The organism is Gilliamella sp. wkB108, from assembly GCF_001690195.1.
GTDB classification, from domain to species: Bacteria; Pseudomonadota; Gammaproteobacteria; order Enterobacterales; family Orbaceae; genus Gilliamella; species Gilliamella apicola_L.
Window position 1 is genome coordinate 13268 of record NZ_LZGM01000049.1, and the last position, 15385, is coordinate 28652.

Below are 15385 nucleotides of genomic sequence, written 5' to 3' on the forward strand. Positions count from 1 at the left end.
TTCACCTCACTGCTTTATTGGCAAATAGACAGAAAATTCCGTATGTCCCGGCCAACTATTAAATTCAATTTTCCCATGATGCTGATCAACAATATTGCGTGCAATTGAAAGTCCAATCCCAGTACCTCCTTCATAACCACTGACCATTGGATAAAACAGTGTATCTTGTAAATGTACTGGCACACCCGGCCCATTATCTTCAATATCAATTCGGGCGCATAGTCGATAGCGCTGACCATGTAAGGTAACTTGAAAGGCTGTTCTTGTTCTAATAGTAATCGTGCCAGTATTAGAACCAATTGCCTGCAAAGCATTACGAATTATATTCAAAATCACCTGTTCTATTTGTTCAGAGTCATGAATAAGATCAGGTAAGCTTGGATCATAATCACGTACAATTTGAATATTGACTGGCTTTTCTAAACACAACAAAGCATAAATTCTTTCAATTGACCTATGAATATTTTGTACTTTTTGCTGTAAGCGTTGTTGTGGTCCAAGCAATCTATCTACCAGATTTCTTAATCTATCAGCTTGTTCAATAATAATTTGTGTATAATCTTGTAATTCGTTTTTAGGTAACTCTCGTGATAATAATTGCGCTGCACCTCGTAATCCCCCAAGTGGATTTTTTATTTCGTGAGCAAGACCGCGTATCAACTCACGAGCAGCACTTTGTTGAGCTTGTTGTAACTGTTCTTGACTTAGGCGTTTATGATTATTTAATGGCACCATTTCAATTAAAATACGACCTTTTTCTAACGACTGCGCGGTTAAAGATAGAATATGTAATTCGTTGTTGATGACTAAATTGACTTCATTATCTGTAAAACCTTGATTTTTTGATAATGCACTTTGCATTAATTCAATATCAAGCGAAAAATAATTCAGTAGATCCGGAAGATAACTTCCCAATATTTTTTTAGAACTTTGTGCAAATAGTTGCTGTGCCGCTGTATTGACATAATAAATATTGAGATTTTTATCAAGTAATAAAATACTTGTAATCATGGAATCGAGAACCAGATTAGCATCAGATTCATTATCAAATGTCATCGTAGGATTTCCGTCCTCATTAGAAACCACCGCCAATTAGCGGTGGATAAGGCTTTAAAGTTTTAAAATAATAGTTACCTAAAGGCTATAGTACAATTCAAATTCAACTGGATGTGGAGTCATTCTTACACGATCAACATCTTGACGTTTTAATTCAATGTAAGCATCAATAGTATCATTAGTAAAGACGTTACCACGCGTTAAGAATTCGCGATCTGCATCTAATGCATTTAATGCTTCTTCAAGTGAACCTGCAACTTGAGGGATAAGTTTAGATTCTTCTGGTGGTAAATCGTATAAGTTCTTATCCATTGCATCTCCCGGATGAATCTTATTAATAATTCCATCCAGACCAGCCATCAATTGAGCTGCAAAAGATAAATAAGGATTACCGGCAGGATCTGGGAATCGAACTTCAACACGACGAGCTTTCGGACTGGTTACCACTGGAATACGAATAGATGCAGAACGGTTACGAGCAGAATAAGCTAGCATAACAGGGGCTTCATAGCCTGGTACTAAACGTTTATAAGAGTTAGTGGCCGGATTAGTAAAGGCATTAATCGCTTTAGCGTGTTTGATAATACCACCGATATAAAATAATGCCATTTCAGAAAGACCAGCATATTTATCGCCAGCAAATAAGTTCACACCATCTTTAGATAATGATTGGTGGCAGTGCATTCCTGAACCATTATCACCAAACATTGGTTTTGGCATAAAAGTAGCGGTTTTACCATAAGCATGAGCAACATTTTGTACCACATATTTATAGATTTGTACTTCATCAGCTTTTTTAGTCAAAGTATTAAAACGACAAGCGATCTCATTTTGGCCTGCAGTAGCAACTTCGTGATGATGTGCTTCTACAACTAAACCTAGTTGCTCCATAATCATACACATTTCAGAACGAATATCTTGTGAAGAATCAACTGGAGGAAGTGGGAAATAACCACCTTTAACACCCGGACGATGACCTTTATTGCCTTCTTCGTATTTAGTACCTGAATTCCAAGCCGCTTCAATATCATCAATATGAACAAAGCTACCCGACATTGGTGAACCAAAACGGACATCATCAAATAAGAAAAATTCAGGTTCAGGTCCAAAGATAACCGTATCAGCAATACCAGATGATTTTAAAAACTCTTCAGCACGTTTAGCAATAGAACGAGGGTCACGATCGTAACCTTGTAATGTTGCAGGTTCTAAAACGTCACAACGGAGATTTAATGTCATATCTTCAAAGAAGGGATCGATAACTGCGCTTGAAATATCAGGCATCAATACCATATCTGATTCATTAATACCTTTCCAACCAGCGATTGATGAACCGTCAAACATTTTACCGTCTTCAAAAAAATCAGCATCAATTTGACTGACAGGAATAGTGACATGTTGTTCTTTACCTTTAGTATCAGTAAAACGTAAGTCAACAAACTTAACTTCATTTTCTTTAATTAGCGTTAAAACTTTTTGTATAGACATGAATCTTCTCCATTAAGGACAAATAATTGTTCAATTTAAAAGGCTATGTTTGCCAAGTATTTTGTTTAATGCAAATATGATGCCACTTTTTAACCATGATTTTTTAGTGGAATTATTGAACTGATAATAGCACAGTTATTGTCTTTGCACCAAAATAAAGCGCCAAGCACTAAAGCAACGCACCAAAATAGTTCAATGTTCTGCAAATTATTATTTTAATACCCTAAATTAGGAAGATATTATCCAATAATAGTCTATCTTAGCGATCTACCTGCTAAATTCAACAATAGCTACTAATAAAAATCTGATTATACGCTTTCCCTATCCCCCGAGATCGTTAGATAAAAGGTAGTTTTATCCCAATCATATTCGAGAGTTTCTTCTGAACCAAATACCACCATATAATTTAAATTATCTTTAGGATTAATAAAATAGGTTGACGGATAACCATTTGTTCCCCAATAACAACATATAAAACGGAGTTCACCTATCCCCATTGTTTCTGCGATATATTTATGCGCCTGTTTGGCATATTTTCCTTCGATTTTGTAAGTCACTTTAACCGGCCTGGTTTGTCCTTTATCATCGACTTCACAGCTAAGATATTGAAAAAAATCTGGGGCATTAGCATCAAATTCATGTAAAAAATCGCGACAAGTTAAATCGGGATCGTATTGAAAAGGACTAAAGAACTCAGGATGTTTAATTTTTAAATCACGCGGTGTTAATTTCTTCAATTGAGCAATTTGTTCATTAAATTGGGTTAAAGCCGCTGGCTTATCAGAAAATAAAGAGGAAAATAATGTTGTTTTTTGATTATTAGTTATATGATGACTACCAGAAACAACATCAACAAACATTAAATCCCATTGTTTTTGTTGCTGATTAATATACTCTTTTTTGTTTATTCCACTATCTATCATATCAGGATTATTACTATTAAAATCGAGATAACATTCATAATAGAGATCAATCGCTAAAGCGATGTTTTGTTCAGTACCCAGACCATTTAAAATAAGCCAAGCTAAGGTCGTTTGTATATAAAATTGGGATGACAACCCAAGTTCTTTTTTCATTAACTCCATACACAAAGTATAAGCGTTATGATAATCCCTCTTTTTTATATAATAATTAACTAATAGCGTTTGAGCACTTTTAGTATCATCGCTAAATGGCATTATTTTTTTCATTTTTTCGATGACTTTTAATGCCGATTGCATTTGATCCAACTTAACTAAATAGAGGTAGGTCAACTTTCTTAATGCTGGCAAATACTCTTGCTGTGCAGCTTTGAGAAACCAATCTTCGGCTCGTTGATAAAAATGTTGATTTAAGAAAATATTACCTAAATTGTATTGGGCTTTTACCACATTGGCTTCAGCAGCCTGAAAATAATATTCTATGGCTAAATCTAAATTTTTCCCCTTTGTTCCCAAATAACCGTTTTCATAGCAAAATCCGATATTATTTAATTCATTAAACACATTTTGATCTCCAGCATGATCTATCACTTGCTTAGTCCAATAACAAAAATCTTTATAATTTGTTGTTTGACATTGGTTATTTGCAAAAAATTGATTAGATGCACAGTTATTTTCTTTATCTTCTAGCCAGTAATGGGGATGAAATAGTCCGGCTAATTTTTTTTGTGCTTCTAGATCGCCTGCATGTGCTTGTTGCCAAATAACATCATATTCATTATTGGCAAAGGCTAAATTTGTTGAAAAATATAGAAATAAAAAAAAGAGTAGGAATTGCTTAATTTCCATTTTATTTTCCCTTATATCGAATAATCGCTATTACTATAAAACAAGATTTCTTATGTTGGTACTATATTTCATCGCGCAATATCGTTATAATCTCAACTTAAATTGAAAAAAATCAGGTAATCATTTAAGTATGGATTTTATTACTCTCGAAATTATACCTTTTATTAAAAATCACATGATCCTTTCTTTAGGTTGGATCGTTTTATTTATCGCTATTATCGTGATAACTATCAAAAGTAAATTATCAAAGGTTCAAATTATTAGTAATGCACAAGCTATCAACATGATCAATAAACAAGATGCTGTAATTGTTGATATCCGTTCGGCCGATAACTTCAAAAAAGGACATATCACCGAAGCTCATAATATCTTACCTATTGACATTAAAAATGCGAGTGCAAAAACTATTGAAAAGTTTAAAGAAAATCTCATTATTGTAATTGACGACAATGGATTAACCTCAGGTGGTATTGGTGAGATCCTCGTTAAACAAGGTTTTTTGCATGTTTTTGCATTAAAAGATGGTATTGCAGGATGGAATGGCGAGAATTTACCGCTAGTTAGAAAATAATATTATATAAGATAAGGTTTTATTATGACAGAACAAAACAATACACAACAAACCGAAACAGAATTTGCTATTCAACGAATCTATATTAAAGATGTTTCATTTGAAACAAATAACGTGCCAGAGATCTTCACTAAACAATGGCAACCTGAAATGAATATAGAATTAAATTCTGCATCACAAATATTAAACGAAAATGTATATGAAGTTGCACTACGTGTAACGCTAACAGTGAAATCACATGATGAAGTTGTGTATATTTGTGAAGTAACTCAAGCCGGCATTTTCTCAGCAGCAGGCTTTAATGAAGGACAACTTCAACACTGCTTAGGCGCATATTGTCCTAATATTTTATTCCCATATGCCCGTGAAGTGATTTCTAACTTAGTCAGTAAGGGAACTTTCCCACCGGTTAATTTAGAACCTGTTAATTTTGATGCCCTATTTATGAACTATATTCAACAACAGCAGCAACAAAAACAAACTGAATCAAGCGATACAATACAATAGTCATCGTTTAGTTCACGATAAATTAATTGGGTTATTTATGAAAAAAAATGCTGTAGTAACGGTAATTGGAGCAGGCTCTTACGGAACCTCTTTAGCTATCTTATTGGCTCGCAATGGTCACCCTACTTTGTTGTGGGGTCATGATCCTGATAAAATAGCGACCCTACAGCAAGATAGGCAAAATAAACAGTTTTTGCCTGATATCCAATTTCCAGCGCTTCTTGAAATTGAAGGTGATTTACAAACGGCTGTTTCAGCGGCACCTATTTTACTTATCGTGGTGCCTAGTCATGCCTTTGCTAGTGTGTTAACCCAAATTAAACCATTTTTACGTAAAGACAGTAAAATAGTATGGGCAACGAAAGGACTTGAAGTCGATACCGGTCGATTATTGCAAGATGTGGCACGAGAGATCCTTGGTGATAAAATTCCATTAGCGGTAATCTCTGGTCCAACTTTTGCTAAAGAGGTAGCATCGGGTTTACCTACAGCAATAACGGTTGCTTCAACCGATGAACACTTCTTAACCGAATTACAAAATCTATTTCATTGCAGTAAAAGCTTTCGTGTTTATAGCAGTAAAGACTTTGTTGGTGTACAACTTGGTGGTGCAATTAAAAATGTTATTGCAATTGGTGCCGGTTTATCCGATGGACTTGGTTTTGGTGCAAACGCTAGAACAGCTTTAATTACCCGAGGATTGGCTGAAATGATGCGATTGGGTGCAGTGCTTGGCGCCGATACTGCAACTTTTATGGGTATGGCTGGACTAGGTGATCTGGTGTTAACTTGCACAGATAATCAATCTCGTAACCGTCGTTTCGGTATATTACTTGGTCAGAACAAATCTATTCAAGAGGCGCAAGCAATTATTGCCCAAGTGGTTGAAGGTTGTAAAAATACCAAAGAAGTATGGATGCTTGCTCAGAAATACCATGTTGATATGCCAATCACAGAGCAAATTTATAAAATCTTATATGAACATAAAGATCCTAAACAAGCTGCAATGGCATTACTTGGGCGTTCACAAAAAGAGGAACTAAAAAGTTAGCTTTTATACGGAAACGTATAGTTAACCTGAAACATCTTTACAAAATTCTTTATTTGGCAATATGAATAATTAACAACCTATTTTATATATTAATGCCAATCCCTCTTTCTTTCGCTTTAAGGTAGATGTCATAACCTACATACACATCTAAAACGGCAGTACCAACGGTTTTAAATAAAGTTATTTGCTTGGCGTTTTGCCGACAAAGTTGGGGTTGTATAACTAAATCACCTAATTCTAAAAAATCACTTTGAGACACCAATTTTTGCTTAATTGGATCAATAATATCGCCAGCCTCTGCAAAAACTCCGTCTTTGGTATCAAGTACGCGAATATCTGCTTTTTTTACGATACTAGCTGGTATTTCATGCATTTCAGGTGTATAAGCACCCACGCCATTAATATGTGTACCGGATTTTACTTTATCTCCATTAAATGTCACAACTTTTGATGTTGTCACTGACGTGATAATATCAGCCTGACAAATATCATCATCTAAATGTTGTGAAAAATAGAGGTTTGCAGAGAAATGAGCAAAACGTATTTTCATTTGTTGAGTGAATTGCTTACCTTTCTCACTATCAATATCAAAAATGGCAACATCAGTTAATGGGCGAACCGTTAACATCGCTTCTAATTGTGAAATTGCTTGCCCACCAGTGCCAATTAAAACTGCTCGTTTAGCATCTTTACGAGCCAAAAGATCAGTCGCAGCGCCTTGCACTGCACCGGTTCGTAATTGGGTTACGAAAGTACCGTCAAGCATAGCACAAACTTCACCTGTTAGTGGATCTAACATCAACACTTGCGCAGGTACTGAAGGTTTTCCCAATTGTGGATTATCGGGAAAAACTGACACAATTTTAATTCCGACTATATCACTTCCTTTGATATGAGCTGGCATAAATAAACTTTGTCCTTTTTGCATATCAAAATTAATTCGCAGCGGAACATCACTATCACCTTGAGTATAAATTTTTAATGCTTGTTTATCAGCAGCTATCGCATCTTGCATACTATAAACTTTTTCGATCTCTTTCGCGGTTAAGATTAACATGTTAGCTCTCCATTTTTATTGAATGGTTATTTTACTTTTTTACTATTAATTGTCTATTTTTTAATATAATGCAAATTCCTAATGATTTAACCATTTGTTTAATATTAATAAAATACATAAAATTCACATAGCTTGTATATTTTGCATATTTTCACTATTATTAATTGGTGCAATTTTGCACGGAAATTGAGAAATAAGATGTTATTTAAAGTATTAAGATTTTTCTTAAAGATTTTATTTCATGTTAAAATTCATGGTAATCTCGATAATTTAAAACAAGATAGACTTCTAATCACTCCTAATCATGTTTCTTTCCTAGACGGTGTTTTAATTGGTGTATTTTTACCTGTTCGTCCAGTTTTTGCTATTTATGCAGGTTATATCAATCACTGGTTAGTTCGCTTAGCCAAACGTTATGCCGATTTTGTGCCTATGGATCCATTGAGTCCTATGGCAATTAAAAGTTTAGTTAGAGAGGTAGAGAAAGGTCGCCCAATTGTAATCTTCCCTGAAGGTCGAATCACCATAACCGGTTCATTAATGAAAATTTATGACGGTGCTGCTTTTGTGGCCGCTCGTTCTAAAGCCACGATTGTACCAGTTTGGATTGAAGGTGCTGAATTTACCCTCACAAGTCGTTTGAAAGGACTATTTAAACGTCATTTATTTCCTAAGATCACTATTAATGTCCTTGAACCCACTTCAATCCCTATGCCTAATGCAAGTAAAGCCAATGAACGTCGATATATTGCAGGAGAAATGCTTCATCAAATTATGATGAATGCACGCATGGCCAGTCGTCCTAAATTAACACTATTTGAAGCACTGCTAGAAGCACAAGTTCGCTATGGTGTTAAATCTCGTATGGTACAAGACCCAACAACCACCGAAGCGTCTTATCGTAATTTGTTAAAACAAATTATTGGGGTTAGCTGTATCATTGCTAAAATCACCAAAAGAAAAGAAAGGGTTGGGGTATTACTGCCAAATGCAACAATTACAGTTGCAACTATTTTTGGATTATCGGTTAAAAATCGTATTCCCGCGATGCTCAATTATACCGCGGGAACAAAAGGCATCATGTGTGCAGTGACTGCTGCAGAAATTAAAACCATTATTACCTCACGTAAATTCATACAAAAAGGTAAACTTGATTATTTACTTGACGAAATTAAAGGTGTTAAGTGGTATTTTCTTGAAGATCTTCGTAGCAGTTTAACTTTTGTCGACAAACTCTATGTTGTAGTTCATCAATATATACCTCGTTTAGTGCAACAATATCAATCAAGTGATGATGAAGCTTTGATACTCTTTACTTCTGGTTCTGAAGGTAACCCTAAAGGCGTAGTACATAGCCATGGTAGCTTACTTGCCAATGTTGAGCAAATTCGAACCGTCATTGATCCAACACCAGCAGATCGGTTTATGTCTGCATTACCACTATTTCATGCTTTTGGTATTACCGCCGGACTATTTTTACCACTATTTTCTGGTAGTCGAACTTTTTTATATCCTAATCCTCTACATTACCGCATGGTACCAGAAATTATTTACGACCAAAACTGTACTATATTATTTGGTACACCTACTTTCTTAGCCAACTATGCGCGTTATGCACATCCTTATGATTTCATGCGCTTACGTTATGTTGTTGCTGGTGCAGAAAAACTATCCGAAGCAGTACGTGAGCAATGGAAAGATAAATACGGTATCCGTATTTTAGAAGGTTATGGTGTGACAGAATGTGCGCCCGTTGTCGCTCTCAATGTACCAATGGCGTTTAAAAATGGTACAGTTGGTCGATTATTGCCGGGGATGATCTCCCGATTAATACCAATATCAGGCATTAGCAATGGTGGTGAGTTACAGCTCAAAGGTCCAAATGTAATGAAAGGTTATTTACGTGTTGAAGCACCCGGTAAACTCGAACCACCTGAAGCTATGGATGAAAATGGTCATTTAGAACGTGGCTGGTATGATACTGGAGATATTGTAGCAATCGATACAGAAGGCTTTATAACTATCAAAGGACGTTTAAAACGATTCGCTAAAATTGCTGGTGAAATGGTTTCTTTAGAAAGTGTTGAAGCTCTTGCTAAAAAAGTCGATCCTGATGCAATGCATGGTGCTACAGTCAAATCTGATGCATCAAAAGGAGAAGCTATTGTACTATTTACGACATCTAAACAGTTAAGTCGGGAACAACTTAATCAAGTAGCCCAAGAGCTTGGCATACCAGCTTTAGCCGTTCCTCGTGATATTCGTACCGTAAAAGAGTTACCATTACTCGGAACCGGTAAAATTGATTTTATCACATTACGAAAAATGGCAGACGAATAAACAAAAGGATGCCGTATGAATCAACATTCACTTTTTAGCAAAGGCATGGTAGCAACCATGCTGGCGCAATTTTTTTCAGCCTTTGCTGACAATGCACTGTTTTTTGCCATATTGGCCTTCATCAAGAATCTTCATTATCCGGAGTGGAGCCAATCAGTATTACAAATCGGTTTTGTTATCCCTTTTATTTTACTTTCTCCTTTTGTTGGCCAATTTGCCGATAGTATGTCAAAAGGTAAGGTTATGATGATCTCAAACTGCATAAAATTAGTCGGTGCAGGTTGTATCTGTATTAATATCAGTCCTTTTTTAGGCTATTTTTTAGTTGGGATTGGCGCTGCAGGTTATTCACCTGCCAAATATGGGATTTTAGGTGAACTAACTTCGGGCGATAATTTGGTTAAGGCCAATGGCTTAATCGAAGCTTCAACGATCGCAGCAATTTTACTAGGCTCATTAGCCGGTGGTCATATTGCCGATCTTAACATAGTTGCTTCTTTACTGGCTTGTGTAGTAATGTATGGATTGGCTGTGATTGCTAATCTTTTTATTCCTAAATTACCGATCGCAAGACAAGATATTAAGTGGAAATTTACCAGTATGATTAAAGACTTTGCTCATACAGTCAAAGTCATTTTCATGCATAAACAAGCTCGTTTCACCTTATTTGGTACAAGCTTATTTTGGGGTGCAGGTATTACATTGCGCTTTTTATTAATCAGTTGGGTTCCTATCGTGTTAGGGATCACCGATAATTCTACTCCAACCAACCTCAACGCAGTTGTTGCTATCGGGATAGTTATTGGTGCTGGGCTGGCAAGTACATTGATCTCAATGAATAACACCTTACGGTGTATTCCTGCCGGAATAATGATGGGTATTGCCGTTATTGCTTTTACTTTGCAAAGTCACATTGTCTCATCTTACATTTTATTAATTGTAATTGGTGCTTTAGGCGGATTCTTTTTAGTACCTTTAAATGCATTGATCCAAAAGATTGGTAGAGAGCTTGTGGGAGCAGGTAGTGTTATTTCAGTACAAAATCTAAGTGAATATGGCGCAATGATGATCATGCTTGGACTTTATTCTTTAGCTATTGCGCTTAATATCTCAGTTATTACCATTGGTGTTGGTTTTGGCTGTTTATTCGCTCTTGTTATCTTTTTATTATGGTTAGGATTAAAAAATAATGCAGCATCTTAATTTATCAAATATGTTAACCGAAAGTCGTAATCCGAACAGTGAGAAAATTGATAACTGTTCAACGCTTGAGATTCTGAAAATTATCAATCATGAAGATAAACAAGTTGCGTTAGCAGTTGAAAAACAAATTCCACAAATTGCCAAAGCGGTCGATATTATTAGTCATGCCTTTTCTAATCAAGGTAGATTAATCTATATCGGTGCTGGTACCTCTGGTCGATTAGGTATTTTAGATGCCAGTGAATGCCCTCCAACTTATGGCACACCGCCAGAACAAGTCATAGGATTAATAGCAGGTGGTCAGCCTGCTATTTTCAAAGCAGTGGAAAATGCAGAAGATAATCCACAATTAGCCATTAGTGATTTAAAAAATATCAATTTAACAGCCAAAGATGTGCTAGTTGGTATCGCTGCAAGTGGCCGTACTCCTTATGTAATAGGAGGAATGGAGTTTGCTAAAGCAATTGGTGCAACCGTCATTAGCTTATGCTGTAATCCAAATGCACCGATGATAACAACCGCTGATATTGCAATCACACCTGTTGTTGGCGCTGAAGTTATCACTGGTTCATCAAGAATGAAAGCCGGTACAGCACAAAAGTTGATCCTCAATATGCTAACCACCGCGAGTATGATTAAAATTGGTAAAGTTTATGGCAATTTAATGGTCGATGTTGAAGCAACAAATGCAAAACTAATTGAGCGACAAATCACCATTGTCATGCAGGCGACTGATTGCGACCGAAATACGGCAATTTTAGCACTTGAGCAAAGTAGCAGGCACTGCAAAACGGCAATTTTAATGATCCTTGCCAATCTCAATGCTGAACAAGCTAAACAAACGCTTAACCAACAAAATGGTTTCATACGCCAAGCACTCAAGCACAATGCTTAAGTGATTAGAATAACGCCGATTTACCAACTATATTTAATAGGTAAGCGGCATTGTATAAATTGATATCATATTAATTATTCACTATAAATTTTAATTAAACATCTTTTTTAATAAGCAAACAATAACAAATAAAGGTTAATATACAATCAATAAGGTAGAATGTAATTATCATTTAAGGTCAATTAAACCCCACCCTACCTAAAATCCCTTTCAATAAAATCTTATTATACAATTGATTATTAATAATAAAACATAACTGCCTTTCTAAACCAAACCGATCACCAGCAAAATTCTCCTTACTGTAAAAAAATAGTATGCATTATCAAATGAATGATCAATAATTAACAATATGTATAACATTATGTAATATTAAATAGAACACGATTATATTTTATATATTTCTAAACCATTTATGCAAATGCGTAACTAATTAAAAATTAACAATTTAATTATATTTTAGTTTCTGGTTTCGTTATGGTTTGATAATTAAATTTATAAAAAAATGGCATAGAAACATTTTTTACGGATTTAATTATGTCGGTATTTTCATTTGATATTTTTGCAAAATTAATGGAGGTTTAACTTTTTAGCTGAATAAAAATAGGCATTTATTTTATTTTATAAAATAACTAAGCAGAACTAATTTTGTCGATTCATTTTATAATAATTTTATATTATTCAATAATATAAATATTGGGAGGAAAATGGTATGGTAGGGATAATTCTGGCGACTCATGGCGAGTTTGCAGAAGGTATTCTACAATCAGGAACGATGATATTTGGAGAACAAGAGAATGTAAAAGCCGTTACCTTGCATCCAAGTGATAGTCCTGAGAGTTTGAAGGAGAGAATGTTAGCCGCAATAGCCACATTCGATAATCAAGATGAAGTCCTATTTTTAGTCGATTTATGGGGTGGTACTCCATTTAATCAAGCAAATAATTTATGTGGTTCACACAGTAATTGGGCAATTGTTGCAGGTTTAAATCTACCTATGTTAATTGAAGCTTATTCTTCACGTTTGTCAATGGAGAGTGCCAAAGAGATTGCTGGTGAAATTTTAGCTTCCGCTAAAGAAGGGATAAAAGCCACAGTTGAAACAACCTCTTCCAACCAAGCGACAAATCGAGCCGCTAATACGATCCCAGAAGGAACCGTGTTAGGTGACGGTAAAATGAAAATTGTACTTGCTCGTGTAGATTCACGCTTATTACACGGACAAGTTGCAACCTCATGGACTAAATCTACCAATCCAAATCGTATTATTGTTGTCTCTGATTCTGTTGCTAAAGATGATTTAAGAAAAAAACTCATCCAAGAAGCGGCCCCTCCCGGTGTGAAAGCCAATGTTGTACCTATTAAAAAGATTATTGAAGTTTCACGCGATCCACGTTTTGGTAATACGAAAGCATTACTTTTGTTTGAAAACCCACAAGATGTTTTACGAGCAATTGAAGGTGGTGTTGATATTGATGTTCTCAATGTTGGTTCCATGGCTCATTCGGTCGGTAAAGTGATGGTCAACAAAGTACTGTCAATGAATGCGGATGACGTAGATACTTTTGAAAAACTAAAAGCCAAAAATGTGAAATTTGATGTTCGCAAAGTTCCTAATGACTCTAAAGATAATATGGATGAGTTATTGAAAAAAGCGAAACAAGAATTAGCTGAACAAAAAAATTAGTTTTTAATTGAGGGATTATATTATGACGTTATCGATTATTTCTATCATTTTGGTGATAGTTATTGCTTTTCTAGCAGGTATGGAAGGCATTTTAGATCAGTTTCAGTTTCATCAACCTTTAGTTGCTTGTACATTGATTGGACTGGTAACCGGTAATTTAGAAGCTGGAATCGTATTAGGCGGTGCATTACAAATGGTTGCTCTAGGTTGGGCAAATATCGGAGCAGCAGTTGCACCTGATGCCGCGCTTGCTTCTGTCGCCTCTGCAATTATTTTAGTACTAGGTGGACAAGGTGTAGCCGGTGTGTCTACCGCTATCGCCATTGCGATTCCTCTTAGTGTTGCAGGGTTATTCTTAACCATGATTGTACGAACTATCGCCGTTCCTATTGTGCATATGATGGATGCCGCAGCCGAACATGGCAATATTCGTCGTATTGAATGGTTACAAATTCTAGGTATCTGCTTGCAAGGATTAAGAATCGCTATCCCAGCAGCAGCCTTACTATTTATTCCTGCACAAACCGTTCAAGAGATATTAAGGTCTATGCCTAAGTGGTTAAACGATGGTATGGCCATCGGTGGAGGTATGGTGGTTGCAGTAGGTTATGGAATGGTAATCAATATGATGGCAAGTCGTGAAGTTTGGCCATTTTTTATCATCGGTTTTGTAGTTGCAGCGCTAACACAATTAACCTTAATTGCTCTTGGTGCATTGGGTATAGCATTAGCAATAATTTATTTAAACCTCTCAGAACGAGGCAATTCATCAAATGGTGGCAATAAAGGTGATCCACTTGATGACATTTTGAATGATTACTAAGAGTTTGGAGAAAAAAATGACAAATAGAATTCATTTAAGCAAAAAAGATCGTTTAGTCGTAGCTTGGCGTTCAACTTTTCTTCAAGGTTCTTGGAACTACGAACGTATGCAAAATGGTGGTTGGGTTTACTCCATGATCCCAGCGATTAAAAAGTTATATACCACAAAAGAAGATCGTTCCGCGGCACTTAAGCGCCACCTCGAATTTTTTAATACCCACCCTTATTTAGCTTCACCAGTACTTGGTGTGACACTTGCTCTGGAAGAAGAGCGTGCTAATGGTGCTGCGGTTGATGATGTAGCCATTCAAGGTGTTAAAGTCGGTATGATGGGACCTTTAGCTGGTGTGGGAGACCCTGTGTTCTGGGTTACCGTTCGTCCTATGCTCGGCGCACTTGGCGCATCATTAGCATTAAGTGGTAACATTCTCGGTCCAATCTTATTCTTCTTATTATGGAATATTATCCGTTGGGGCTTTATGTGGTATACCCAAGAGTTTGGTTATCACGCGGGTGCTAAAATTACTGATAACCTTTCAGGTGGTTTACTACAAAAAATTACCAAAGGTGCTTCTATATTGGGGATGTTTGTACTAGCTGCTTTAATACCAAGGTGGGTATCAATTAAATTTCAACCCGTCGTTTCAACAGTTAAATTAGATAATGGTGCATTTATTGATTGGAATACTTTACCTGCTGGTGCTCAAGGTATAAAACAAGCGTTAACACAATTGCAAAATGGCTTAGCACTTTCTCAAGAAAAGGTTACAACATTACAAAATATTTTAGATCAGCTCATTCCTGGATTAATACCTTTATTGTTAACTTTTTTATGTATGTGGTTATTACGTAAAAAAGTTTCACCAATTACTATTATCCTCGCATTATTTATCGTTGGAATTGTTGGTCATGTGATTGGTCTGTTATAACCTTAACATCTTG

Annotated in this window: 12 protein-coding genes and 2 pseudogenes; 10 read left to right on the forward strand and 4 right to left on the reverse strand. The window is 35.8% G+C overall.

The window, feature by feature from the left end:
• Window positions 1–6: 6 nt before the first annotated feature.
• From glnL to A9G11_RS04795, 3 genes are all read right to left on the reverse strand, one after another.
• Window positions 7–1056: a nitrogen regulation protein NR(II) gene (glnL, locus tag A9G11_RS04785; protein ID WP_065618373.1), complete on the reverse strand. Its 1050-nt coding sequence runs from the start codon at window positions 1054–1056 to the stop codon at window positions 7–9.
• Window positions 1057–1134: 78 nt separating this feature from the next.
• Complete coding sequence (glnA, locus tag A9G11_RS04790; RefSeq protein WP_065618374.1) at window positions 1135–2544, reverse strand: glutamate--ammonia ligase; 1410 nt, start codon at window positions 2542–2544, stop codon at window positions 1135–1137.
• 308 nt (window positions 2545–2852) lie between these two features.
• Entirely contained in the window at window positions 2853–4313 is a 1461-nt protein-coding gene (locus tag A9G11_RS04795) for an SEL1-like repeat protein (RefSeq protein ID WP_065618375.1), read from the reverse strand.
• Between the two features lie 130 nt (window positions 4314–4443).
• Between A9G11_RS04795 and A9G11_RS04800 the strand changes: the two genes are divergently transcribed.
• Genes A9G11_RS04800 through gpsA form a run of 3 tightly spaced genes read left to right on the forward strand, consistent with a single transcriptional unit; the run spans window position 4444 to window position 6442 of the window.
• Entirely contained in the window at window positions 4444–4884 is a 441-nt protein-coding gene (locus A9G11_RS04800; protein ID WP_065618376.1) for a rhodanese-like domain-containing protein, read from the forward strand.
• 24 nt (window positions 4885–4908) lie between these two features.
• On the forward strand, window positions 4909–5391 hold the full coding sequence (gene secB / locus A9G11_RS04805) for a protein-export chaperone SecB (protein ID WP_065618377.1): 483 nt from the start codon (window positions 4909–4911) through the stop codon (window positions 5389–5391).
• Between the two features lie 37 nt (window positions 5392–5428).
• Window positions 5429–6442 (forward strand): NAD(P)H-dependent glycerol-3-phosphate dehydrogenase, encoded by a 1014-nt coding sequence (gpsA, locus tag A9G11_RS04810; RefSeq protein ID WP_065618378.1) that lies wholly within the window; start codon window positions 5429–5431, stop codon window positions 6440–6442.
• An 82-nt stretch (window positions 6443–6524) separates the two neighbouring features.
• Here gpsA and A9G11_RS04815 read toward each other — a convergent pair whose 3' ends face one another.
• Window positions 6525–7499: an ornithine cyclodeaminase family protein gene (locus A9G11_RS04815; protein ID WP_065618379.1), complete on the reverse strand. Its 975-nt coding sequence runs from the start codon at window positions 7497–7499 to the stop codon at window positions 6525–6527.
• 198 nt (window positions 7500–7697) lie between these two features.
• Between A9G11_RS04815 and aas the strand changes: the two genes are divergently transcribed.
• From aas to A9G11_RS04845, 7 genes and pseudogenes are all read left to right on the forward strand, one after another.
• Entirely contained in the window at window positions 7698–9839 is a 2142-nt protein-coding gene (aas, locus tag A9G11_RS04820) for a bifunctional acyl-ACP--phospholipid O-acyltransferase/long-chain-fatty-acid--ACP ligase (RefSeq protein ID WP_065618380.1), read from the forward strand.
• A gap of 15 nt (window positions 9840–9854) precedes the next feature.
• Entirely contained in the window at window positions 9855–11042 is a 1188-nt protein-coding gene (gene lplT / locus A9G11_RS04825; RefSeq protein WP_065618381.1) for a lysophospholipid transporter LplT, read from the forward strand.
• A complete protein-coding gene (murQ, locus tag A9G11_RS04830) occupies window positions 11029–11937 on the forward strand; it encodes an N-acetylmuramic acid 6-phosphate etherase (protein WP_065618382.1) in 909 nt (302 codons plus the stop codon). The genes lplT and murQ overlap by 14 nt, the downstream gene beginning before the upstream one ends.
• A 709-nt stretch (window positions 11938–12646) precedes the next feature.
• Window positions 12647–13025, forward strand: a pseudogene (locus tag A9G11_RS14750) (PTS sugar transporter subunit IIA); the annotation flags it as partial.
• Between the two features lie 53 nt (window positions 13026–13078).
• Window positions 13079–13621 (forward strand): annotated as a pseudogene (locus A9G11_RS14755) (PTS system mannose/fructose/N-acetylgalactosamine-transporter subunit IIB); the annotation flags it as partial.
• A 22-nt stretch (window positions 13622–13643) separates the two neighbouring features.
• Complete coding sequence (locus tag A9G11_RS04840) at window positions 13644–14444, forward strand: PTS mannose/fructose/sorbose transporter subunit IIC (protein ID WP_065618384.1); 801 nt, start codon at window positions 13644–13646, stop codon at window positions 14442–14444.
• A 16-nt stretch (window positions 14445–14460) separates the two neighbouring features.
• Complete coding sequence (locus A9G11_RS04845; RefSeq protein ID WP_065618385.1) at window positions 14461–15372, forward strand: PTS system mannose/fructose/sorbose family transporter subunit IID; 912 nt, start codon at window positions 14461–14463, stop codon at window positions 15370–15372.
• The last annotated feature ends 13 nt before the right edge of the window (window positions 15373–15385 follow it).